21 protein-coding genes and 1 pseudogene are annotated in these 20,674 nt (G+C 70.5%); 10 read left to right on the forward strand and 12 right to left on the reverse strand.

The annotated features are described in order from the left end of the window. Positions 1–22 precede the first annotated feature (22 nt). On the reverse strand, positions 23–802 hold the full coding sequence (locus tag AB0N81_RS10275; protein WP_365357339.1) for a hypothetical protein: 780 nt from the start codon (positions 800–802) through the stop codon (positions 23–25). After that, positions 799–2,010: an FxsB family cyclophane-forming radical SAM/SPASM peptide maturase gene (locus AB0N81_RS10280; RefSeq protein ID WP_365357340.1), complete on the reverse strand. Its 1,212-nt coding sequence runs from the start codon at positions 2,008–2,010 to the stop codon at positions 799–801. The genes AB0N81_RS10275 and AB0N81_RS10280 overlap by 4 nt, the downstream gene beginning before the upstream one ends. Before the next feature lie 527 nt (positions 2,011–2,537). Here AB0N81_RS10280 and AB0N81_RS10285 point away from each other — a divergent pair. Genes AB0N81_RS10285 through AB0N81_RS10295 form a run of 3 tightly spaced genes read left to right on the forward strand, consistent with a single transcriptional unit; the run spans position 2,538 to position 5,814 of the window. Next, the gene (locus tag AB0N81_RS10285; RefSeq protein ID WP_365357341.1) at positions 2,538–3,626 is read left to right on the forward strand and encodes a toll/interleukin-1 receptor domain-containing protein; all 1,089 of its coding nucleotides are present in this window, start codon (positions 2,538–2,540) and stop codon (positions 3,624–3,626) included. Further along, positions 3,623–5,326, forward strand: coding sequence for a TIR domain-containing protein (locus AB0N81_RS10290; RefSeq protein ID WP_365357342.1), 1,704 nt, complete (start codon positions 3,623–3,625; stop codon positions 5,324–5,326). The genes AB0N81_RS10285 and AB0N81_RS10290 overlap by 4 nt, the downstream gene beginning before the upstream one ends. A 35-nt stretch (positions 5,327–5,361) precedes the next feature. Beyond that, a complete protein-coding gene (locus tag AB0N81_RS10295; RefSeq protein WP_365357343.1) occupies positions 5,362–5,814 on the forward strand; it encodes an HIT family protein in 453 nt (150 codons plus the stop codon). Positions 5,815–5,850: 36 nt separating this feature from the next. Here the strand turns inward: AB0N81_RS10295 and AB0N81_RS10300 are convergent, their stop codons facing one another. After that, positions 5,851–6,261, reverse strand: coding sequence for a hypothetical protein (locus AB0N81_RS10300; protein WP_365357344.1), 411 nt, complete (start codon positions 6,259–6,261; stop codon positions 5,851–5,853). Positions 6,262–6,410: 149 nt separating this feature from the next. On the opposite strand from AB0N81_RS10300, the gene AB0N81_RS10305 reads away from it, so the two are divergent. Genes AB0N81_RS10305 through AB0N81_RS10320 form a run of 4 tightly spaced genes read left to right on the forward strand, consistent with a single transcriptional unit; the run spans position 6,411 to position 9,871 of the window. Then, positions 6,411–7,079 (forward strand): helix-turn-helix domain-containing protein, encoded by a 669-nt coding sequence (locus tag AB0N81_RS10305; RefSeq protein ID WP_365357345.1) that lies wholly within the window; start codon positions 6,411–6,413, stop codon positions 7,077–7,079. Beyond that, the gene (locus AB0N81_RS10310; RefSeq protein WP_365357346.1) at positions 7,076–8,401 is read left to right on the forward strand and encodes an MFS transporter; all 1,326 of its coding nucleotides are present in this window, start codon (positions 7,076–7,078) and stop codon (positions 8,399–8,401) included. Before AB0N81_RS10305 ends, AB0N81_RS10310 begins: the two co-directional genes overlap by 4 nt. Before the next feature lie 19 nt (positions 8,402–8,420). Then, on the forward strand, positions 8,421–8,951 hold the full coding sequence (locus AB0N81_RS10315; protein ID WP_365357499.1) for a GrpB family protein: 531 nt from the start codon (positions 8,421–8,423) through the stop codon (positions 8,949–8,951). A 35-nt stretch (positions 8,952–8,986) separates the two neighbouring features. Beyond that, complete coding sequence (locus AB0N81_RS10320; protein ID WP_365357347.1) at positions 8,987–9,871, forward strand: alpha/beta hydrolase; 885 nt, start codon at positions 8,987–8,989, stop codon at positions 9,869–9,871. Here AB0N81_RS10320 and AB0N81_RS10325 read toward each other — a convergent pair. Then, a complete protein-coding gene (locus AB0N81_RS10325) occupies positions 9,837–10,466 on the reverse strand; it encodes a DUF6629 family protein (RefSeq protein ID WP_365357348.1) in 630 nt (209 codons plus the stop codon). The genes AB0N81_RS10320 and AB0N81_RS10325 overlap by 35 nt on opposite strands. A 248-nt stretch (positions 10,467–10,714) precedes the next feature. Here AB0N81_RS10325 and AB0N81_RS10330 point away from each other — a divergent pair, with 248 nt between their 5' ends. Further along, positions 10,715–11,284, forward strand: a complete 570-nt coding sequence (locus tag AB0N81_RS10330) for a hypothetical protein (RefSeq protein ID WP_365357349.1) — start codon at positions 10,715–10,717, stop codon at positions 11,282–11,284. A gap of 13 nt (positions 11,285–11,297) precedes the next feature. Here AB0N81_RS10330 and AB0N81_RS10335 read toward each other — a convergent pair whose 3' ends face one another. Beyond that, entirely contained in the window at positions 11,298–11,969 is a 672-nt protein-coding gene (locus AB0N81_RS10335; protein WP_365357350.1) for a TetR/AcrR family transcriptional regulator, read from the reverse strand. Positions 11,970–12,153: 184 nt separating this feature from the next. Here AB0N81_RS10335 and AB0N81_RS10340 point away from each other — a divergent pair, with 184 nt between their 5' ends. Beyond that, positions 12,154–13,134 (forward strand): chlorophyllase, encoded by a 981-nt coding sequence (locus AB0N81_RS10340; RefSeq protein WP_365357351.1) that lies wholly within the window; start codon positions 12,154–12,156, stop codon positions 13,132–13,134. Between the two features lie 60 nt (positions 13,135–13,194). Here the strand turns inward: AB0N81_RS10340 and AB0N81_RS10345 are convergent, their stop codons facing one another. Together AB0N81_RS10345 and AB0N81_RS10350 are read right to left on the reverse strand one after the other, a co-directional pair. Then, positions 13,195–13,959 (reverse strand): polysaccharide deacetylase family protein, encoded by a 765-nt coding sequence (locus AB0N81_RS10345; protein WP_365357352.1) that lies wholly within the window; start codon positions 13,957–13,959, stop codon positions 13,195–13,197. 233 nt (positions 13,960–14,192) lie between these two features. After that, positions 14,193–15,812: an AMP-binding protein gene (locus tag AB0N81_RS10350; protein WP_365357353.1), complete on the reverse strand. Its 1,620-nt coding sequence runs from the start codon at positions 15,810–15,812 to the stop codon at positions 14,193–14,195. A 418-nt stretch (positions 15,813–16,230) separates the two neighbouring features. Between AB0N81_RS10350 and AB0N81_RS10355 the strand changes: the two genes are divergently transcribed. Beyond that, positions 16,231–17,271: an FAD-binding oxidoreductase gene (locus AB0N81_RS10355; RefSeq protein ID WP_365357354.1), complete on the forward strand. Its 1,041-nt coding sequence runs from the start codon at positions 16,231–16,233 to the stop codon at positions 17,269–17,271. Between the two features lie 8 nt (positions 17,272–17,279). Here the strand turns inward: AB0N81_RS10355 and AB0N81_RS10360 are convergent. The 5 genes and pseudogenes from AB0N81_RS10360 to AB0N81_RS10380 all read right to left on the reverse strand — a co-directional run. Further along, positions 17,280–17,775 (reverse strand): annotated as a pseudogene (locus AB0N81_RS10360) (SUMF1/EgtB/PvdO family nonheme iron enzyme); the annotation flags it as partial. Positions 17,776–17,785: 10 nt separating this feature from the next. Next, the gene (locus AB0N81_RS10365) at positions 17,786–17,989 is read right to left on the reverse strand and encodes a hypothetical protein (protein ID WP_365357355.1); all 204 of its coding nucleotides are present in this window, start codon (positions 17,987–17,989) and stop codon (positions 17,786–17,788) included. 95 nt (positions 17,990–18,084) lie between these two features. Further along, positions 18,085–18,378 carry a hypothetical protein gene (locus AB0N81_RS10370; protein ID WP_365357356.1) on the reverse strand — a complete coding sequence of 98 codons (294 nt, stop codon included), beginning with the start codon at positions 18,376–18,378 and terminating at the stop codon, positions 18,085–18,087. Between the two features lie 15 nt (positions 18,379–18,393). Beyond that, positions 18,394–19,731, reverse strand: a complete 1,338-nt coding sequence (locus AB0N81_RS10375) for an MFS transporter (protein ID WP_365357357.1) — start codon at positions 19,729–19,731, stop codon at positions 18,394–18,396. Continuing rightward, the gene (locus AB0N81_RS10380; RefSeq protein WP_365357358.1) at positions 19,728–20,393 is read right to left on the reverse strand and encodes a winged helix-turn-helix domain-containing protein; all 666 of its coding nucleotides are present in this window, start codon (positions 20,391–20,393) and stop codon (positions 19,728–19,730) included. Before AB0N81_RS10380 ends, AB0N81_RS10375 begins: the two co-directional genes overlap by 4 nt. Positions 20,394–20,674 lie beyond the last annotated feature (281 nt).

Here is a 20,674-nt window from a genome sequence, read left to right on the forward strand (position 1 = left end):
ATGTCGCTCCAGCGTGGGTGCGTCAGCTGTGAGGTCCCCGGAGGATGGGCCGCTCGTCGCTCTCCGGAGTGGAGAACCAGGACCGGTGGGGAGCTTCGTCCCATCGTGATTCGGCGCGGTGGGACGGTGGTGCGGCGTGCGTTGGCTGCCACGGTACTCGCACCGGCGCGAACTGCCTATCAAGGAACCTTCTGGCTGTGAGCGGAATACGCGGCATTCCCGAAACGCCTGGGGAAACAGTGCCGTACAGGTCCTCGGGTGTCATCACGGGAGGCGAGTGACGGGCACCGGTGAGAATCCGTTCGACGACCGCCCGGAGCACTTTCAGATAGCCGCCGCGGGCGTGCGGGGCGCCGACGAGCCCCGCGAGCCCGGACCTGGTGTAGTCGCCCACCGGCACGGTCAGTGTGTCCGGTTCCCCGCGCGGCGGCAGCCCATCGGTGTTCCACAGGACCAGCACGAGGCCGGAGGAGCACTCCCCGGTCTGGTGCTGCTCCCACAGCTGCCGACGGCGGAAGACGGCCAGGTCGCGCAGCGTGCGGGGCTCCTTGTAGTAGCGCTCGGTGAGCAGGCCGAGCAGCGTGCGGCAGCGCATGGCCGGCGTCGTGTCCGGGCACTGGGCCCCGGAGGGATCGTGGAAGGGCTCCGCCAGCAGGCCCCGGTAGCCCGGGTCGGGGCCCAGGCGCCGGCGCATCTCGGTCTGCACATCGGTGTGGAAGGTCCGCAGCCAGGGGTCGGACGGCACCGGCAGGGCGTGGCTGATGTAGTAGTAGGGAACGTCGGGCTCGCGGTGCATGCTCATGTGCTCCGCCCCTCTCGGTCGAGGCGCGCGCGCAGCGTCGTGACGCCCTGCGTCGTCCGCTCCCGCACGTGGTCGATGAGGAACCGGAGGTCGGCGCAGAAGCACGACGGGTTGTCGAAGCCGTTGTCCGGGCGGTGGCGGTGGGCGCGCAGGCCGCCACCGCAGATGTCGACGACCGGGCAGGAACGGCACTGGGCGCAGAGCCCGGTCAGACCGGCGCGCTCGGCGGCGAATCCCGGATCGGCGGCGGCACGGTCGAAGTCGTGGGCCCCGATGTGGAGTACGGACCGGGCGGCCTGCGCGCTCACCGTCTTGAGGATGTCGTTGTACTCGATCAGCCCGGACGGCTGGATCACCACGACGTCCGATCCGTAGGGGCCCCACACCTCGCTGGTGCTGGTGCCGCCCAGTTGCAGGTCGAGCAGGGAGTCGAAGAGCCGCAGCGCGGTCTCCCGCCGAGGGGCGTCGAACCAGCGGTCGAAGACGGCGGCCAGCCAGCGGCCGTACGGCGCCTCCCCCGCGTCCGGGGGTCTTGGCGGTGGGAACTGCCAAGTGGCGTGGGGCAGCAGGAGGTCGACGGAGGGCGGTTCGTGCTCCAGCAGCGCCTCGTACGTCTCCACGGGGTCGGCGTCGATGTCGACGACGCACAACAAGCCGCCGTACAGGGGCCGGTAGCGAGGGGTGCGCAGCAGCGAAAGCGCGCGGGCCACGTCGGTGTAGGTGCCCCGTCCCGCGCGGTCGGGGCGACGCCGGTCGTGCGACTGGGCGGTGCCGTCGACGCTGACGCCGACCGTGACCCCGTACCGGCGGAAGATTTCCAGGAAGGCGTGGTCGAGCCGTGAGGCGTTGGTCTGGACGAGCAGGTCGACCTGGGTGGCGAGGCTCTTGCAGTCGTCGCGCAGCCGGCGGGCGAAGCGCTCCAGGGTGGCGGGCCCGGCGAGCAGGGGTTCACCCCCGTGGAGGATCACCTGGACCCGTTCGGGGCGGTGACGGCGCAGGTGCTCGGCGATTCTGCCGGACAGCCGTCTCATCACCGCGGGGCCCATGACCAGGGGTTGGCTGGTCCAGCCGCGGTCCCGGTGCTCGTAGATGTAGCAGTCGGGGCAGCCGAAGTTGCAGCGGCTGTACAGCTTGACGACGAACTGGGTGAATCTCGCGGCCGGTTCGGATGGCGGCGAGGCGGCGCGAGGTTCGGCCTCACACCGCACTTTCCCACCTCGGCCGCTCGGGTCCCGCGCCTCGGCCGGCGTTGCGCAGCAGGGCCTCGACGAGCGCGCTGCGGGGCAGGCCGCGCAGTGCGGGATCCTCCGGTGGGGCGTGCGGGGAACTGTCCGCGGTCAACGCCGGTGCGTGTGCCGTGTGTTGTGCCGCGTCGCGTCCCATCACGCAAGCCCCCGACCGTCCCGGCTCGGCGACGCGGGGAGGCCGGCCGGCACGGGGCCGACCGAACGCACGGGTGTCAAAGGGCAGTTGTGGTTCCTGCTACAGTCCGGGACTTGCGCGTTCTCGGACCACTCGCCCCCCGCCCGTGTGTGCCTCGGTGCGCTCACCGAACGCTCCCAACAGGTACCTGTGAGTGTATCGACGAGAGCCACGTAAGCCTATCCTCAGGGGTACTGAGGGAGTGCGAACCGGCCTCGTAAGAGTCGCCGCTGACCGACCGGCCATCTGTTGTGACCGAGTCTGCGCGAATGTCCATCACGCCGGGCCAACGGCGGGAGTTTGTGAGGGGCGCGTGGATCCAACCGCTTTCTTCTATACGAGTTGTGTACCTGCCGACGGCTGGCGTGCGCTGACGCGCTTCCACACCGACCTGGAGTATCAGCTGCGGATCCAGGAAGGATTCGGCGTCAGCGGCGTCCTCGGCGCGCTCGCGCAACATGAGTCGGCCCGTGAGGGGGACGTGACCAGGGCCGGAGTCATGATCGCGCTGTATTCCCCCAAGTACTTCACCAACCGGGGCGCGGGACGCGAGTGGGCGGTCTTCCGGGCCCGTATGCGCCACCACGAGGACACCCGCGGCGTTCCGGCGCGCGGTTGCCTGATCCCGCTGTGCTGGAAACCCGTGTCCGGCGCTCACGTACCGATGTCCGTACGCGCATCGGTGGAGGAGGCCGGCCCCTTCGACTGGTTACGGAAATACGGCCTGAAGTCTCTGGCGGACTCGCCGACGGCGGAGGACGAAGTACGGTATTACGCCCTGCTTGAGCAGCTGGGCAAGAGCATCGCGGAGGCCGGGCGTACGGAGCTGGAACGACTGGACGTGGCCGACGCCCGGGAGCTCGATCCGGCGTTCGGCAGTGAGAGCGTGGCGCAGGCCGGCCGGCCGATGGCCACTGGCGGGGAAGGGTGGCAGCGCAGACTCGACGCCCCGGTCACCGGGGCGGCGCAGCGCGAGCCCGGCTCGGTCGCCATCAGCTATGTCGGCGCCGACCAGCCGTGGGCCGACTGGGTGACGGAGGTGCTCGGGCAGCGCGGCCACGGTGTCGTGCAGCGGCGCTGGCGGGCCAGCCGCGAGAGCCTCGAGGACGCGGTCGCACAGGCGCGGGCCGCGGCCGAGCGGCTGCTTGTCATCTTCTCGCGCAACTACTTCGCCGCCGGGAACACCAGCCCCACCGAGTGGGCCGACACGTTCGTCGAGTCCCCCGGCCGGTCCCCGGGCGCCGTTCTGGTGCAGATCGACGCGGCTCCCCGGCCGCTCCTCGTGCGTGACGCGAAGGTCCTCGTGCTGGCCGGTTCCGATCCCGCGGAGGCCGAGCAGCTGATCGAAGAGGTAATGCCCGAGAGCCCGCAGCTGTCGAAGGACCGCGGGAGCGGCCGGTGAGTCCGTCACGCCGCCCGCCCCGGCAACTCCCCTCCATATCCAACCTGCCACCGCTGCCCGCGCCGTTCGTCGGCAGGGACGAGGAGATCGCGGACGCCCACCGGCTGCTGATGGACCGGCGTGCGGTGCTGGTGCACGACCCGGAGGGCCGTCAGTACGGGTACGGCACCTCGCAGCTTGCCATCTCCTACGGTCACCTCTTCACCCAGCACTACGAACTGATGTGGGTCTTCGACTGCGGCCGGGAGCCGGACCCGGGCCTGCTGACGGAACGCGTCGAGGAGGAGACGGAGCGGCTGCGCGCCGAGCTCGATGAGAGGCTGGGGCAGCCGCTGGACGCTCCCACTGCGGCCGACTGGCTCTACATCTTCGACAACGTGGAGGAGCCGGACCACATCCGCCCGCACTTCCCGGAGGGCAACGCGCGCATCCTGGTGACGTCGCGCAGGATCGGTGGCTGGGAGGCGTCGGCCCGGCTGTGCGTGGGGCCGTTGGTGCGTGCCGACGCGGTCAGACTGCTCAAGGAGAACATGGGTCTCGACCGGCGGCAGGCCGCGCGCCTCGCGGACGCCTTCGACGGGCATCCGCATCAGATCGTGCGGGCCGGCGAAGCCGTCCTCTCGGGCAGCGTCACCGTGGAACAGCTCGTCGCCACGACGGAGATCGTCCGTTTGGCGCCCCCGCCGGCCGAGCGGAGGACACCGTCGCCCACGCTGCCCGCGCAGCGCTCGGCCGGTGCGCTCGACAGGGCTCGTACGAGTCTGCGCTCCAAGCTGCTGCGTTCGGCGGTGTGCCGGGACTCCGGCAGCTACCGGCGCTGGATGGCCGACCTGCGGAAGCAGGCGCCGGGCACCGTTCCGCCCGAAGCCGTGACCGTCGACATGTCGATGGCCGAGCGGGTGGACTTCCTGCTGGACAGCGTGTTCGACCGGGAGGACGCGGAGCTTCTCCAGGCGATGGCCGACACGATGGCGGCGGCGACCGAGACGGCGGGCACCGGTCGGCAGATGGCCAACAACGTACAGGCGATCGTCGAGGAACTGGTGGGACGTTGGCACGGCACACAGCCGGCCGCGCCCGCGTCTCCGGCACAGCCGGCCGAGGAACCCTCCTGCTTCTTCTTCACCAGCTGGCACAACCGGGACGTCGATCTGGAAGAGGTGCTCCGGTTCCACAAGATGCTGGAGAAGCGGGTGACGGCCAAGCTCGGGGGCCGGGTGAAGAAGGCCGGGTTCCTCGACAAGACCATGAAACACGGCACGACGTGGGAGCCCAAGCTGATCGAGGCGATCCGCACCACGCGGCTGATGGTGCCCCTCATCACGGAGGGCTACTTCACGAGCGAGTGGTGCCGCCGCGAATGGGCTGTCATGGTGCGGCGGATGACGAGCCTCAACGCCCTGCCCGGCCAGGAACCGATCGCCATCATGCCGGTGTTCTGGGTCAGGCCGTTGGGCAGCTGGACGATGCCGGACGATTTCGGTCCCTACCAGCACTGGGTGCACTCGGAGGGCAAGCAGGAGTACGACGGGGACGTCTACGACCTGGTGGCGGACCGCCTGGACACGGAGCTCAACATGTACGTGTCCACGCTCGCCAAGTCCATGGTCGCCGAAGCCGACACTCCCCTGCCCCACCTCCGCAGGGACCTGGTGAAGAAGGTTCCGCTGGCGTTCCGTGACGTCAACGGCGGCCTCTGACGGGCACGCCGGCCCTCGGGCCTATCGTTCGCCCCATGAGAGCCGACCGCCCCATGAGAGCCGATCATCACGACGCCGACTGCGCCTTCTGCGGGATCGTCGACGGGCGACGGCCTGCCCGTATCGTCACGGAGACTGCGGACACCCTGACCTTCCTGCCCCTCGACCCGGTGCATCCGGGGCATGTCCTCGTCGCGCCCCGGCGTCATGTCGTGGACATCTGGGACCTGGACGGGACGACGGCGGCGTCCGTGGGCGCCGCGGTGCTCCGTGCCGCCCACGCGGTCCGGGCCGCCCACCGCCCCGAGGGCCTGAACGTCATCCAGTCGTCCGGGGCGGTCGCCACACAGTCCGTGTTCCACCTCCACGTCCACGTCGTACCGCGCTACGAGGGCGACGGGATGCCGCGACTGTGGCCGGACCCGGTCGAGACGGACCCGGAACGGCTCGACGAATCGGTACGCCGCCTGCGCGCGGCGATGGAGTAGCAGGCCGTCGCAGCTCGGGCGTCGCAGGCTCGGGCGTCACAGCACGAACAACAGGGCGAACACCTGGGCCAGGGTGAGGCCTCCGTAGAAGCCGGCCAGCGTGAAGGAGCCGGCGGCCTTGAGCGCGCCCGCCTTCTCCCTGCCCGGTGCCACGTCCATGGCGAACGGCTCGATCGTGGTCCCGGGGCTGCGCACGCGTTCGTACAGTCGCCGGAACAGCCGCTCCTGGTACAGGAAGTAGCCGTCCAGGAGCCAGAAGGCCAGCACCGGAACGAAGCTCACCACCGCGACGTCGCTCTTGTCGTTCCCGACGGCGTAGGCGAGCAGTGCGCCTGTGACCGTCAGCGACCACCCCTTGATCAGGAAGGAGTTGTTCCCCATCCGGGTCACGATCGTCTGGATCAGCTCCAGATGCCGTATCCGCCCCTCGTCCAGCCCCGCCGCCATGCGCCCCCCAGTGTCAACTCGCCCTCCGCAGAGCTTAGAAGCAGCACGGATGCCTCGGCAGCGCTTCACGGAGTGCCGCCGCCACATTCCCCAAACTAATTTTGCAAAAAGACTTTGGGAGACATGGTTGCCTGCCCTACGCTCCGGCCATGGTCAGTGAAGACAAGAGACGCGTCCTCGACCCCGAGAGCGATGCGGCGGCCTTGAAGGCGCTCACGCATCCCCTGCGCATACGACTGCTCGGCCTGTTGCGGATGGAGGGGCCCGCCACCGCGAGTGAACTGGCCGTCGTGACCGGCGAGTCGTCCGCGTCCACCAGCTATCACCTGCGGGTCCTCGCGAAGTACGCGTTCGTCGCCGAGGCGGAGCAGCGCGACGGCCGGGAGCGCCGCTGGCGGGCCGTGCACGAGGTGACCACCTGGAGCCACCGGGCGATGGACGCCGCGGAGGGCGGCCACGTCTTCGTCAACACCATGCGCAGGCGCCAGGTCGAGCACCTCGAAGAGTCTCTGGCCCGGTACGAGGGAGACCTCGCGGAGGGGCGCCTGGGCCAGGAGTGGCTGGAGCCGTCCGGCATCAGCGACCTGATGCCCCGTCTGACCCCGGAGTCACTCACAGAGCTGTGGCGGACCTTCGAGGAGAAGCTCGAGGAACTGACGGCGCACGATGAGTCGGACCCACGCGCCGCCCAGGTCATCCTCTTCACGGCCGGCCTGCCCCTGGCGCCCCGCACGCCCGGCGCCCAACATGCCCCTTCCGCCGCACGAGAGGACGAGCAGCGGACAAGCTCTGCGCCGGACGCCGAGGGCACGGCGTGACGGAGCCGCTGGACATACGTTCCGCGCGCCGCCGCTATGCGACGGTCTGCGCGCTCTTCTGGCTGCCCATCGGGCTGGCCATCGCCCCGCAGCTGCTGCTCTTCACCGAACGCGGCATGACTCTCGCGGCCATCGCCGGATTCTTCGCCGCGCACTCCCTGACCGCGGCCGCTCTGGAGTTGCCCACCGGCGGGCTCTCCGACGTGCTGGGCCGGCGTGCGGTCCTGGTCGCCGCGGGCCTCCTGGATCTGGTCGCCTTCACCCTGGTGGGCCTCGGCACCACCGCCTGGGTCCTCGCGCTCGGCATGGCCGTCAAGGGCGCGGGCCGCGCCCTGTCCAGCGGACCTGCCGAGGCCTGGTACGTCGACACCGTGCAGGCGTCGGCGGGCCCGGACGCCGAACTGCGCACCGGCCTGGCCCGCGGCAGCGCGGCCACCTCCGCGGCGCTCGCCGCCGGCACCCTGGTCGGGGGCGCACTGCCGTGGCTGCTGGGACTCGGCCCCGACCTCGGCGCGCAACTGAGCCGGGCCACATCGGACTTGATACTGCCTCTCTCCGTCCCCGTGTTGCTCGCAGCCGTCGTGGACATCGTCTTCGTGCTGTACGTCGTGACCGCGCTGCCCGAGCCCGCCAGAGCCGCCGCCGGTCTGCGCGAGGTCCTGCGGGACGTCCCGGTCACCATCGTGGCCGGCCTTCGCCTGGGCGGACGCGATGCGCTGGTACGCCGGGTCCTGCTCAGCGCGGGCGCCGCGGGTGCCGCCCTGGCCACGGTCGAACTGCTCACCCCGGGCCGCGCCGCGGACCTGACCGGGGACGTCGAGACAGGTGCGGTGCTCTTCTCCGGGCTGGCCTGCGCCGGCTTCGTCTGCTCGGCGCTGGGCAGCCACATGGCGCCGCTCGCCGCCCGCCTCACGGGCAGCGGCGGACGCGCGGTCCTGGTCGGTCTCGGCGCCGGGGCAAGCGGCCTGCTCCTGCTTGCGGCCACGGCGACGGCCGAGGGCCCGGCGTCCCTGGTCCTCGCTGCCGCCGGTTTCGCGCTGGTCTATCTCGGGCTCGGCGCGGCGGGCCCCAACCAGAACGACCTGCTGCACCGCCGCGTGACACCCAAGGGGCGGGCCACCGCCCTGTCCCTCCAGTCATTGGCTCTCCAACTGACCGCCGCCCTCACGGGTTTGGCCATCGGGGTGCTCCCGGCCGGCCCTCTGCCCTGGCTCCTCGGAGGAACCGTGCTCTGCGCGGGAGCCCTGTTGTGGGCACGTCGCGCCACGTCCCCAGTCCCGGAGTTCACCCGAGCGGGAGACGACGTCGAGGCGGCGATGTGAGACTGATCCCGTGAGCGACATGATCGTGGTCAGCGACCACAACCCGTACTGGGCCGAGCAGTTCCGAGAGCTGCGTGACCGGCTCGCACCGCACGTCGCGGACACCGCCGTGGTCATCGAGCATGTCGGCAGCACCGCCGTGCCCGGGTGTGCGGCCAAGCCGATCATCGACCTGGACATCGTGGTGGCGGACGCATCCGCCATGACGGTACTGATCGCGCGACTGGCCACTCAGGGCTACCGCCACGTGGGCGACCTGGGGATCACGGGGCGCGAAGCGTTCGAGACACCCGAAGGGGCAATTCCGCACCACCTGTACGGCGTTGTCGAGGGAACGAAACCACACCTGGATCACGTACTGCTGCGCGACTACCTCCGGCTGCACCCCGACGACGTGCGGCGCTACAGCGAGTTGAAGAGAACGCTGGCGCGACAGTTCACGGGTGACCGCACGGGGCGGGCAGGCTATACGGAGGCGAAGAGCGACCTGGTGGAGGAGCTGCTCGAAAAGGCCTACCTCGCCGCCGGGTCCTTTTCGGCCGCCGGGTGACGGTGCATCCGATGGAGACTCAGGGGCGCGCACCGATGACCGACGGGGCACGCATACGCTGGGCCGCCCTGGGTGACACCACGTGCAAGCCACCCGTCGTCATGCTTCACGGCGGCCCCGGACTGCCGGACTACTTGGGCGATGCCGCCGCGATGATCGCGGACCTCGCACCCGTCTACCGCTACGACCAGCGCGGCACCGGCAGATCCCCGTGGCAGGGTCGCCACACCCTGGCCCGGCATGTCGACGATCTCGCCGAGCTGCTCGACGCATGGGACGCGCCCGTTGCCGTACTGATCGGGCACTCCTATGGCACCGACCTGGCTGCCCGGTTCTGTATGGCTCACCCCGACCGGGTGGCCGCGATGCTGCTGATGTGCGGACCGTTCGTCGGCGACTGGCGCACGGGCTACCGGGCGGAGCGCGGCCGCCGCATGTCGGCGGCACAGCTGGAGCGGTACAACGCGCTGCAGCAGGTGCCGCACCGCACGGAGGACCAGGAGGCCGAGTTGCTCACCTTGTCCTGGTTCACGGACCACGCCGATCCCGAGCACGGCCGCCGTCGGGCGGCCCGGGCCGCCCGGCAACGCCGTCCCGTCAACTGGCTCATGAACCGTGAACTCGGCGAGGAAGGACACGCGGACCCGCTCGACCACCACCTCGACGCCCTGCATACGTGTCTGCCGGCACAGGTGGAGATCCTCGGCGGCGTCGAGGACCCGCGCCCACTGTCGGCACTCGCCTCACTCGCGCATCGCCTCGACGTACCGCTGACCCGAGTCGCCCACGCGGGCCACGAACCCTGGCTCGAACAACCCGATGCCGTAGGCGCGCACCTGCGGAGATTCGTGCGGGCCGCGACGGGACCGACGCCTTCCGAGGGCCTCACGGCCGGGGAACCGGCGGACGGCGCCTCCTGACCCAGAGCAACAGCACCACCGAGCACACCGCGGCGAACGCGCACCACGTCGAGATGTACTCCTGCCGCCACAGCACGACGGTCACCGCGGCGCCGACGGCGACCAGGACACCGAACAGGACGAGGCCCCGGTCGCCGGACAGGAGGAGGGATCCGATGGTGGCGACGAGGTAGCCGACGACGATCAGCCCCGCCTGGGGCAGTCCCAGGGAGTACCCGACCGTATGCCCGCGGATCTCGGCCGTCACGGTGCGGGTCGCCAGCGCGTACGCGAGCGCCGCCGCCGTCGCGATCCCCGCCGCCAGGGGGACGAGCAGACGGCGGCGGGCGCTCGGCGGCGCGGCGCACAGCACGGCCGCCGGTACCCACAGCGCCAGCAGCGGCAGCGCGATGACGGCCCAGGCGACGGTGGCGGGCCCGGTGCCGCCTCCGTTGCGCCAGACGGCGGCCTCGATGATCTGGTGGACCCCCAGGAGCAGCGGCAACGCGGCCAGCGGCAGGTCACGGGGGCGGCGGGCGGCCAGGGCCACCGAGGCGACACCCACGGCCGCGATGCCCGCACCCGCCACGAGATCGGCCTTCGCGCTCCAGCACATGACAGCAACGCTATGACCGCCCTGGCGCGGGAGCGCGTCGAGCGCTCCTTTGGGGCTACGTGCGTCACGTATGGCGGGAGGGGCGTGAGTAGTCACGGCCGACGGGGCGCGGGGAGTTGGTGTCGGCGGAAGCGGGAACGCGGGTGTCGGCGGAAGCAGGGACGCTGCTGCCGGCGGAAGCGGGGACGCTGGTGCCGACGGGCGCGGGGACGCTGGTGCCGGCGCGTGCGCTCGCTCATCCTGTAGCCATGGATGACAACTCCCGTGCGGGCAGAGCGCTTTGGGTCGCCTACCCCAAACTCTGGCTCTTCGAGCCCGGTGGTCTTCCCGTGGGCGTCCTGCTCCCGCTGGCCGCTGCCCTGACCCCTCTCTGGCAGGACGGAGGGGGCACGCTCGGCCTGGTCGCGGTTCTGTGGATGTGCGTCCGCCTGACCGGCTGGCTGCGCCACTGGGCCACGGTCGTCGAGATACGGGTGGACAAGCAGGCCAACCGGCTGATGCTGCGGCAACGGTACGGTCGGACCCGTGCCCACTCGCTGGACTCGTTGACCGAGCTGCGGCCCGTGCAGGTCGGCCCGGCCTCCTGGGTCTCCGTCGGGCCCGGGGAGCACGACGAGTACGAGGAGAAGGACCAAGTAGTGCTGGAGCTGCGCGTCGGCAGGCGGCTCTACACCACGTACAACTCCCCGCACAGCACGTCCGCGATGGCTCGGGCCGTCTCGGCGCTGAAGGCGGTGTGCCCCCGGATGAGGGTGCTGGAGGCGGAGTCCCGGCGGCCGACCTTCGTGGATGTCGAACGGGGCATGTCGCCGGGCTGAGACCCGGCCGGCTTCAGGACGTCTGCGGTCGCTGGAGTCCCTGGAGGAGGAGGGCGATCAGGCGTCGGGGGTCGTAGCGGGGGTCGTCGTCGCGTCCGATGCAGAGGTTGCCGATGCCGCGCATCAGTTCGTAGGGCTGCGTGCCGGGCCTGATCTCACCGGCCTCGGCGGCGGCGTCGAGCAGTTGGGCGCAGACGGGCAGCAGACGGTCGAGGAAGTAGGCGTGGAGCGCGGCGAAGCGGTCGGTGTCGGACTGCAGGGCGTCGGCGAGCCCGTGCTTGGTGACCAGGAAGTCGACGAAGAGGTCGATCCACTGGCGTAGCGCGTCGAGTGGTGAACCGGCACTGGCCAGCAGGCTGGGGCCGGCCTCGGCACACGCCTCGATCTGGTGACGGTAGACGGCGGTGACGAGATCCGCCCGGGTCGGGAAGTGGCGGTAGATCGTGGCCATTCCGACACCTGCCCGCGCCGCGATCCGGCGGATGGGCGCGTCGACGCCGGACGTGGCGAAGACCTCGGCGGCGGCGGTGAGCACCGTCTGCCGGTTGCGCTGGGCGTCGGCCCGCTTGCTTCGGGACGGCGGCTCGCCGGCGGCGGGGGGTTCGACGGACTCCACGGCGGGGGCTTCGGTGGACTCCACTGCGGAGGCTTCGGTGGACTCCATGGCGGGGCGCTCGGCGGGCATCACGTTCTCCTTCGGCACCGCTTGACAAAACGGATCGCCGCTCCGGATAGTAAGTGGAGCAGTGTTCCACTTCAGGTTATCCGAAGCGGGCCGCTCCTGACCATCCGGTCCTGACCATCTTGCCCGTCCCCGGTCGCAGGCGGCCTCGGCGGACGGCGGATGCCACCGAAAGGGAACCCACATCGTGAGCACACCCACTCCCGGCGCCGACATCCTGGGCACGCCCGCCCCGGTCCTGTCCTTCAGCCCCGTGGTCCTGTCCGTGCCCGGACGCCCCGTGGACCTCCAGGTCCGCGTCTCCGCTCCCGCGACCGGAACCGACCTCCCCGTCGTCCTCCTCTCCCACGGCCACGGCCCCTCGAACAACCTCTCCTCCCTCAACGGCTACGCGCCGCTCGCCGACTTCTGGGCGGCCCACGGATTCGTCGTCGTCCAGCCCACCCACCTCACCTCCAGGACACTGAGCCACCTGGTCGCGGACGCGCCGGGCGCCCCCGACTTCTGGCGCTCCCGCGCCGAGGACATGTCACACATCCTCGACCGGCTCGACGTGATCGAGCGGGCCGTGCCGCAGCTCGCCGGGCGCGTCGACCACGCCGAGGTCGCCGTCGCCGGGCACTCGCTCGGCGGCTTCACGGCCGCCCTCCTGCTCGGCGCGGGGATCACGGATCCCGGCACCGGGGACGTGGTGCACCTCGTCGATCACCGGATCAAGGCGGGCGTCCTGCTCGCCGCGCCCGGCAGGGGCGGCGACGTCCTCAACGGGCCCATGGCCGAGCAGTGGCCGATCGTCGGGGCCGTCGACTTCTCCACCATGGCCACCCCCACGCTGGTCGTCGCGGGCGACAAGGACGACCCCCGGCACTTCACGGACATGGGGCCCGACTGGCACGCCGATTCCTACACCCTCGCCCCCGGCCCCAAGACCCTGCTCACCCTGTTCGACGCGGAGCACGGACTCGGCGGGATCGCCGGTTACGACGCCGCCGAGACCACCGACGAGAACCCCGGACGTGTCGCCGCCCTCGCCCGGCTCACCGCGGCCTACCTCCGTGCCCGCCTCCACACCGACACCGACACCGGCACCGACACCGACATCTGGCTGGCCGCCGTCGAGGCACTCACGACCCGTCCCGATCCGATGGGGCGAGTCGAGTCCAAGTAGCCGCGTAGAGCGAGGCGGGGATTCAAGGACAGGCCCTCAAAGACAGGCCCGGACAGGCCCTCAGCGCACCGGGAAGCCGAACGAGTAGCCCTGCTCCTTGAGTCGGGGCAGCAGCCGGCGCAGGGCCTCCACGGTCTGGGTGCGGTCACCGCCCGCGTCGTGGAAGAGAAGGGTCGGCCCGTTGGGCAGCTCGCGCTCGACGGTGGCGACGATGGCGTCCGTACCCGGACGCTCGAAGTCCTTGGTGTCCACGTTCCAGCCCAGCGGGCGCATGCCCCGGGAAGCGGCGAGCTTGCGGCTGTAGGGGGTGAACGCCCCGCCGGGCGCCCGGTAGTACATCGGCCGTACGCCCCCGGACGCCTTGGTGATCATGCGTTCGGCGTCGAGTATCTGCCGCGACTGGTAGCTCTGGGAATCCTTGTCCATGGCGGTGTTGTGCGACACGGAGTGGTCGCACAGCCGGTGCCCCGCCGCGACGACCTTCTTGACGACGTCCGGGTGGGCCTGCGCCTGCGTTCCCACCATGCAGAACGTGGCCTTCACCCCGTACTGCCGGAGCAGGTCGAGGACTTGCGGGGTCCACTTGGGGTCCGGGCCGTCGTCGATGGTGATGTTGACGCCGCGCGGCCCCTTCTCCGAGGCGTGCGCGATGGTGGCCGCGACCGGCTTGACCGTACGTTCGGCCGCGGGCTTCTCGGCCGGCGCATCGCCCGCGGAACCGGCCTGCGCGGTCCACACGGAGGCACCGGTGGCGAGCATCGTCACCCCGAGCGCCGCGCCGACCGTCTTGCCGTACCAGCCCCGACCGCCACCGTGCCGTGCCATGTCCCGCCCCTTTTCACGCAGTTCCTCGTCCGTCCCCGGTCACGCTGTGACCACCCGACAGGACGAGGGACTGCGGCCGGGGGATGCGTCTGTTACGGATCACGGACAATTCCGGGAGAATTCGCGGACAACTCCCCCGGACTTCCCCTGACACCCGTTGATGCGCCGCTGAGCCAGGCCGAGTCGCGCCCAGCTCAGACCTCCCGCTCCCCCGCCCCCTGAGCCAACTCGTCCTACACGGAGACCCCGCTCGTCCACGCGGCCCGCAGCGCCTTCTTGTCGACCTTGCCGACCTTGGTCGTCGGCAGCCGGTCCAGCAGGATCGTCTTCCGCGGCGTGTACAGGTCCCCCAACTCCGCGGTCACCGCCGCGGCGACCGCGTCCGGGTCGACGGCGGCGTCCTCGGCCGTGGCCAGGAAGATCTGCACGGCCTCCCCGAACTCCTCGTCCGGCACGCCCAGCGCCGCCGCGTTGCGCACGCCGGGCAGCGTGAGCAGGAAGTCCTCCAGGACCCGGGAGTAGACGTTGTCGCTGGTGCTGCCGGTGACGATGATGTCCTTGGCCCGGTCGACGAGGTAGAGGTATCCCTCCGCGTCGAGATAGCCCATGTCCCCCGTGCGCAGCCAGCCGTCGTGCAGCGCCTCCGCGGTGCGCTCCGGGTCCTCGTAGTAGCCGAGCATCACCGCCTTGCCCCGGACACACACCTCGCCGACCTGCCGGGCGGGCAGCGCCGTCGCGCTGTCCTCACCACGTATCTCGATCTCGGTGCCGGATATCGCGCGACCGCAGCTGCGCCAGAGCTCGGGCCGCCGGGCTCCTTCCGAGGCGAGCTCCTCCGCGCCGAAGGCGGCGATGCCGAGCGCCTCGGACTGTCCGTAGCCCTGGCTGAGCACGGGGCCGAAGACCTCGACCGTCTGCTGGAGCCTGCTGGGCGACGATGCCGCGCCGCCGACGACGATCCGCCGCAGCGCGGGCAGGACGCCCGGCACGCACTCCGGGTGGTCGAGAAGCGCGTACAGCATGGGCGGTACGAACATGGTGGCGGTGATCCGCTCCTCACGAAGCACCTGGAGCGCGGCGCCCGGCTCGAACTCGGGCAGCACGACGAGGGCCGATCCCGTCACCAGCGCCTGGATCGAGGTGAGATGGCCGCTGCCGTGCGTGAGCAGGGTGGCGGCGAGCACCCGGTCCGTGCCCGCGTCCATGGCCGGGAAGAAGGCGGAGCCGGAGTCCTCCCGGGGGCCCTCCGCCAGGTCCACCACCGTGTCGTAGAGCCGGTGGCTGTGCGCGGCGAGCTTGGGCCGGCCCAGGGTGCCGCCGGTGTAGAGGACGGTGACGGCCTCGTCCGCTCCCGGGGCGGGCACGCCCTCGGGGCGCACCTCCGGGCACTCGGCGGCGAGGGCCAGCAGGTCGTCGCACCGCTGCTCGCAGGGGCCGAGGCCGAGCAGCACGGGAGCGTGGACGCTGCGGCCTGCCGCGTCGGCGGCACGCTGCGCGAAGAGCGGGTCGGTGACCACCACGCGGGCCCGGGACTGCTCGACCAGCGCGGCGAGTTCGCCGGGGCCTGGCTCCGGTGGCAGGAACACGACGCGGCAGCCGATGAGGTGGACCGCGAGCTGCACCAGGACGGAGTCCACACGATTGGCCAGGAACAGCCCTACTCCGTCGCCGGGTTCGAGCCCCTGGCGACGCAGCGCGTGCCCCAACCGGAACAGGCGCCGCCGAGCCTCGCCCCGGGTCAGCCGCTGCGCACCCTGGACGAGCGCCTCGGCGTTCTCGTCCTCGTGCCAGTGCTCCAGGATGTGGTCCACGTATGTCCGCGGCGCGGCTGTTTGCTGTGCGTTGATGATCATGGGCATATGCAAACATGTGGCGCCCCGGCCGTGCTCTCGCAGGGGCCACCTTCGGCCATCGACAGGCGGAGTACCATGCCCCCCGCATCGCGAACGCTCAACAGCACCCGCCCGTCCCGGCACACCACCACGTCTCGTACAATCGATGGGTTGATGCAGGTCAAACGACTGGTCGCGGTGGGGTGACCATCGGTGGGCGGCATGGTGAGGTGCAGCGCTCACGCAGGGCCACCATTGACCGCGTGAGTAGCCCGGGCCGCCCGGAACGCCCACACCAAAGCCGGGCCGAACGAACCGAAGCCAGCTGAACACGATCAGGCGCAGCAAATCCCGTTGCGTCACGCCGACAGCTGCCCGACTGTGTCCGTACGGCTGCAGCCACAGCCTGAACGGTCGTTGGCCTATCGGATAGGACCTCATGTCAGCCGTTGTCGTTGTCGGTGCTGGGATCGTCGGCTCCTCAGTGGCCTACCACCTGGCACGTCGGGGCGTCCCGGTCACCCTGCTCGAACAAGGACCCGCACCGGCCACCGGGGCCACCGGAAGCTCCTTCGCCTGGATCGGCAGCTCGGGACGTCACTGGCCGGGCGGAGCGCAAGACCTGCGTGAGTACGTCCTGGCGGACTACCGGCGCCTGGAGAACGAACTGCCCCATGTCACCGTCCGCCGGACCGGCTCGCTCTCCTGGGCCGACACGCCGGCGCAGGGCTCACGGCCGGGGCCGGGCCAGTTCCGCGTCGAACGAAGCGACATCGCAGCCCTGGAGCCCAACCTCCGACACCCACCCGACCAGGCCGTCCACACCCCGAGCGACGCAGGCGTCGACCCGACAGCCCTGACCCACGCGCTCGTGGCAGCCGCAGCCGCCCACGGAGCAACCGTCCTCCACAACACCGCGGTCACCTCCTTGCAGATGACCAACGGACGCGCCCAGGGAGTACGGACGTCGACCGGACTCCACGCCGCCGCAACCGTCGTCCTCACTGCCGGAACGGACGTCCCCAAGCTCTGCGAGCCGCTGACGGCCGACCTGGCCATTGCCGCCTCCCCGGCCACCCTCGCGTGGGTCACAGCACCGCCCGGCCTGGTCAGGACGATCGTGGCCAGACCTGACTTCGAGGTCCGAGAAGTTCGGGACGGCGACCTCCTGATGGTCGTGCCGCATGGTGAAGGCACGGCAGCAGCCCTCGAGCAGGCCGCTCAAAACGCGCTCCACCACCTGAAGGCAGCCTTCCAAGGAAGCGAGCAGTGCCGCCTGCTGGGTTACCGCACCGGCCAACGCCCCATGCCCGCGCACGGCCCCGTCATCGGCTACGCGACACACGATCGATCCGTCTACGTCGCCGTCATGCACTCCGCCATCAGCCTGGCCCCCACCGCCGGACGGCTCGTCGCAGAGGAACTCCTGACCGGCAGACCGACCCCCGAACTACGCCATTGTCGCCCGCGCGTTCGCTGACTGCGATCGGAACGTGCCACGCGGAATCCCACGTCGTCGACCCGGAAAGTCGGGTGGCTGCGGCGCCCCGCGGAGGCCCGACAGCTCCAGTGCGTACCAAGCGATCTCGTCGAGAGGCGTGTAGTGCGGTCCGGTCGTACCGGCACGGCAGGCGTGCTCCCACTCGGCTTCGGTCGGCAGCCGGTACCCGTCAGCGGATGTGTCCCACTCAATGCCTTCGCCGTCGGTGTGGAGACAGTAGGCGGGTGCGAACCCGTCGCGTTGGGACAGCGCATTGCAGAATCGAACCGCGTCCCACCAGGAAACGCCTTCGACGGGCAACGTGGGCCCCTGGGCGGTGCTTGGCCGCAGACCGGTGACCTGCGCGTACAGCGTCTGGGTAACGGGGAAGGCCGAGAGTTCGTAGGGCGCGAGCTCAACCGACCAACTGCGCTGTGTGCGCCGGTCCGACAGTGTCACCTGCCCCGGGGAGATGGCGACCATCTCTCCTGCGCTCACATCCATAGGCCTCCCGTCACGGCGCGTCGAAGAGGGTGGTGCGCTGTTCGGCCGTCAGCTCGCTCTCGTCGACGCGACGCAGCAGCGACAGGTGCCGGCCCGCCTTGCACATGCCCAGTCGGCGCGGGCCGAGCCGGATGGTGGTCACCGAGGCGCCGGGCACCCACGTTCCCCAGAAGACGTGGCCCTTGCCGCACGCGATGACGGTGTCCGCGGTCATGTGTCTCTCCTTCAGCCGAGGTGGGGGGTGGGGGTCGGTTCTGTGTCGGTTGCCTGTCGGCTCTCGGCCTCACCGGCGTCCCCGGTATTACGCGGTTATGCGGTTATGCGGTCCGGGGGCTCCAGACGGAAGGTCAGCTTCCGCCAGCGCTCCGGGTCGATCAGCACCGCCGCGATCACTAGCTCAATGATGATCGCTCCCCAGGTCATCGCACTGACCAGCAGTCTGTTTCCGGACATGTTCAGCAGCGGTGAGACGGCGTCATCGCCCACGCAGTACGTGGAGACGGCCTGCACGCCCGCGCAGTGCGGGTACGCGCGACGCCATCTCGGCGGGAACGCGAGGCTCCTCGATGCGCGGCCGAAGCTCGACGTCTCGATGTTGTCCACCCTCCTCCGGGAGGGTCATGTCGCTGCCTTCGCGCTGTCTTGTGAGGCGATTTCCTCGGAGTGCGGCTTCAGGACTCCCCGCCCACGCATACGGTCTATGTCGCGCCATTCCGGCCGCAGTCCGGCCAGATTCGTAGTGAGGAAGTACGCGGCGGCGAAGGTCAGCAGCACCGGCACGAGTCCGACAGCGGTCACCGCCGCTCCTGCGAGAAGCCCGCCGAGAGGGATGCCTGCCCAGGCCAGAGAGTCACCGAGCGCGTTGACCCGGCCCAGCATGTGACGCGGCACCCGCTCGATGAGGACGGCTCCCAGCACTGGATTGACGAAGCCGGCACCGAACCCACTGACCGCGAAGACGGCCAGTACTGCTCCCAGCGGGGCATCGAAGGCGAGGATCAGGAATCTCGGTGCCCCGGCCAGCAGGAACCCGGTGAGAACCATCACCCGCCGCCGCAGCCGGTGCGCGACCACCGCGGCGATCAGGCTGCCGCCGACCGCCGCGGCGCCCATGACGCTGCCCATCAGGCCGATGGAGGTCGGCCCGTTGCCGGACTCCCTGGCCCAGACGGGTACGAGCACCGAGGTCATCGCCGCGTCCAGCAGGTTGGTGATGCCGACCATGACGATGACAGTGAGCAGCAGTGGCTCGCCACGCAGGAAGGTGAAGCCCTCGCCGAATCGCCGCCAGTAGCCCGGTTCCGTTCCCTCGACCTGTGAGGGGGTTTCCTCGATCGCGTGTCCCATGTCGCGTGGCAGTGCGAGTTTGATGATCACCGATCCGAGGGCGAAGCAGCCCGCGTTGACGGCGAGTCCGGTCAGGGGACCGAGCACTGCCACCAGGGATCCGCCGGCCGCCAGGCCGAGGGTGGAGGCGAGCCGCTCGGTCACACCGGACAGACCGGTGGCCCGCTCCAGTGGCACCCGGCCGCGCTCGGCCGCTTCCGGCACCATGACCTCCTTGGCGAGGTCGCCAGGTCCCCGGGCCGCGCCGATCAGCGCGACCAGAACCAGCAGAAGGGGAAAGGAGAGCAGGTCCAGGGCGTGGAGCAGGGGAACCGCGGCAGCGGCGGTCGCGCTGGCCAGATCGGTCGTCCAGGAAATGGTCCGCGGGCCGATCCGGTCCACCAGCGGTCCGGTGAACGCCTTGACCACCACGTAGGGCGCCATCTCGCAGAAGGCGACCAGTCCGGTCTGGGTGGCGCTGCCCGTTGTGACGAGGACGAACCAGGGCAGTGCCACCACGGAGATCCGCGTGCCGGTCAGCGACACAGCCATGGCCGCCAGCACCCCGCCCAGCGGGCGTAAGGACCTCTTGCCGGGTATGCCGCCGGCCTCCGAAGCGTCGTAGGTCATGCCGTCGGGTTTCCTTCCTCTTCCTGAGGACCGGAGAGGAGCGACGACACGGCAGGCGCATCCAGTTCGGGCAGGATCTGCGTGATCACGGCGACCCGTTCCGCTCCCTCGGGGGCACTCGCTGCGGTTTCCGGCGCGTCTCGCCGGTAGCGCGCGATGACTGCCGCCAACTCCCGGTACAGGGCGGCGGCTTCCTCGGGCGTGAGCCGCAGAGCCCAATCGCTCATGTCGAAGGTGTTCCGCCATGCGCGGGGCATCGTCTGAAGCTCGCTCAGGGTCTGCTGTGTGCGCAGGGTGTGGATGGCGGCGACGGACTGCTCGTAGGCCATTGCGGCCTCGGGCTCCCGCTCCGCAAGCTCCGGATCGTTGAACCAGGTGGTCCGGTGCACCGAACGCCACCAGCGCTCTCGCGCGTTTCCGCGTTCGGTGTCCTCCTCGACGAAACCGGCCGCGCCCAGCTGCCGCAGGTGGTAGCTGGCCGTACCGGAGTTCACGCCCAGCCGCTCCGCGAGGCGGGTCGCCGTCGACGGGCCGTACTTCCGCAGCAACGCAACCAACTGCACACGCACCGGATGCGCGAGGGCTCGCAGCCCTTTGGCATCCAGCACGACCGAGTCACCTTCGGTTCGCGGGCCGTCCGGAGTCACTTCTGGGTCAGTCATAGCGAGCACTCTAGACCGCAAAGACTTGTTCGCAAAGACTCTTTGCGAACAAGTCTTTGCGGTCTGGGCGCCCTTCGCTGTGCGTCGTCGGCCAGAGCAATGGGCGGCAGTGCTCTCTAGGGCTCATTCGCGACGAGCCAATGTCAGCACCCGGATGCCCGTTGCCCGCGTGCGCCGGCGGCCCGGGTCCGGTGGCATGGCAGTGCGCTGACATCCGACACCGCATCGCGGCGCAGGCAGGAACACTGGAGGTTCACATGCGTATCAGCAGCCCCGCCGGC

This window comes from Streptomyces sp. NPDC093510 (genome assembly GCF_040683555.1).
In the GTDB taxonomy this organism is placed as follows: Bacteria; Actinomycetota; Actinomycetes; order Streptomycetales; family Streptomycetaceae; genus Streptomyces.

Coding starts and splice junctions, on each gene's coding strand:
- AB0N81_RS10275 (WP_365357339.1), bottom strand. CDS start 802: ATGAGCATGCACCGCGAGCCCGACGTTCCCTACTACTACATCAGCCAC.
- AB0N81_RS10295 (WP_365357343.1), top strand. CDS start 5,362: ATGAGAGCCGACCGCCCCATGAGAGCCGATCATCACGACGCCGACTGC.
- AB0N81_RS10300 (WP_365357344.1), bottom strand. CDS start 6,261: ATGGCGGCGGGGCTGGACGAGGGGCGGATACGGCATCTGGAGCTGATC.
- AB0N81_RS10305 (WP_365357345.1), top strand. CDS start 6,411: ATGGTCAGTGAAGACAAGAGACGCGTCCTCGACCCCGAGAGCGATGCG.
- AB0N81_RS10315 (WP_365357499.1), top strand. CDS start 8,421: ATGATCGTGGTCAGCGACCACAACCCGTACTGGGCCGAGCAGTTCCGA.
- AB0N81_RS10320 (WP_365357347.1), top strand. CDS start 8,987: ATGACCGACGGGGCACGCATACGCTGGGCCGCCCTGGGTGACACCACG.
- AB0N81_RS10325 (WP_365357348.1), bottom strand. CDS start 10,466: ATGTGCTGGAGCGCGAAGGCCGATCTCGTGGCGGGTGCGGGCATCGCG.
- AB0N81_RS10330 (WP_365357349.1), top strand. CDS start 10,715: ATGGATGACAACTCCCGTGCGGGCAGAGCGCTTTGGGTCGCCTACCCC.
- AB0N81_RS10335 (WP_365357350.1), bottom strand. CDS start 11,969: ATGCCCGCCGAGCGCCCCGCCATGGAGTCCACCGAAGCCTCCGCAGTG.
- AB0N81_RS10345 (WP_365357352.1), bottom strand. CDS start 13,959: ATGGCACGGCACGGTGGCGGTCGGGGCTGGTACGGCAAGACGGTCGGC.
- AB0N81_RS10350 (WP_365357353.1), bottom strand. CDS start 15,812: ATGATCATCAACGCACAGCAAACAGCCGCGCCGCGGACATACGTGGAC.
- AB0N81_RS10355 (WP_365357354.1), top strand. CDS start 16,231: ATGTCAGCCGTTGTCGTTGTCGGTGCTGGGATCGTCGGCTCCTCAGTG.
- AB0N81_RS10365 (WP_365357355.1), bottom strand. CDS start 17,989: ATGACCGCGGACACCGTCATCGCGTGCGGCAAGGGCCACGTCTTCTGG.
- AB0N81_RS10375 (WP_365357357.1), bottom strand. CDS start 19,731: ATGACCTACGACGCTTCGGAGGCCGGCGGCATACCCGGCAAGAGGTCC.
- AB0N81_RS10380 (WP_365357358.1), bottom strand. CDS start 20,393: ATGACTGACCCAGAAGTGACTCCGGACGGCCCGCGAACCGAAGGTGAC.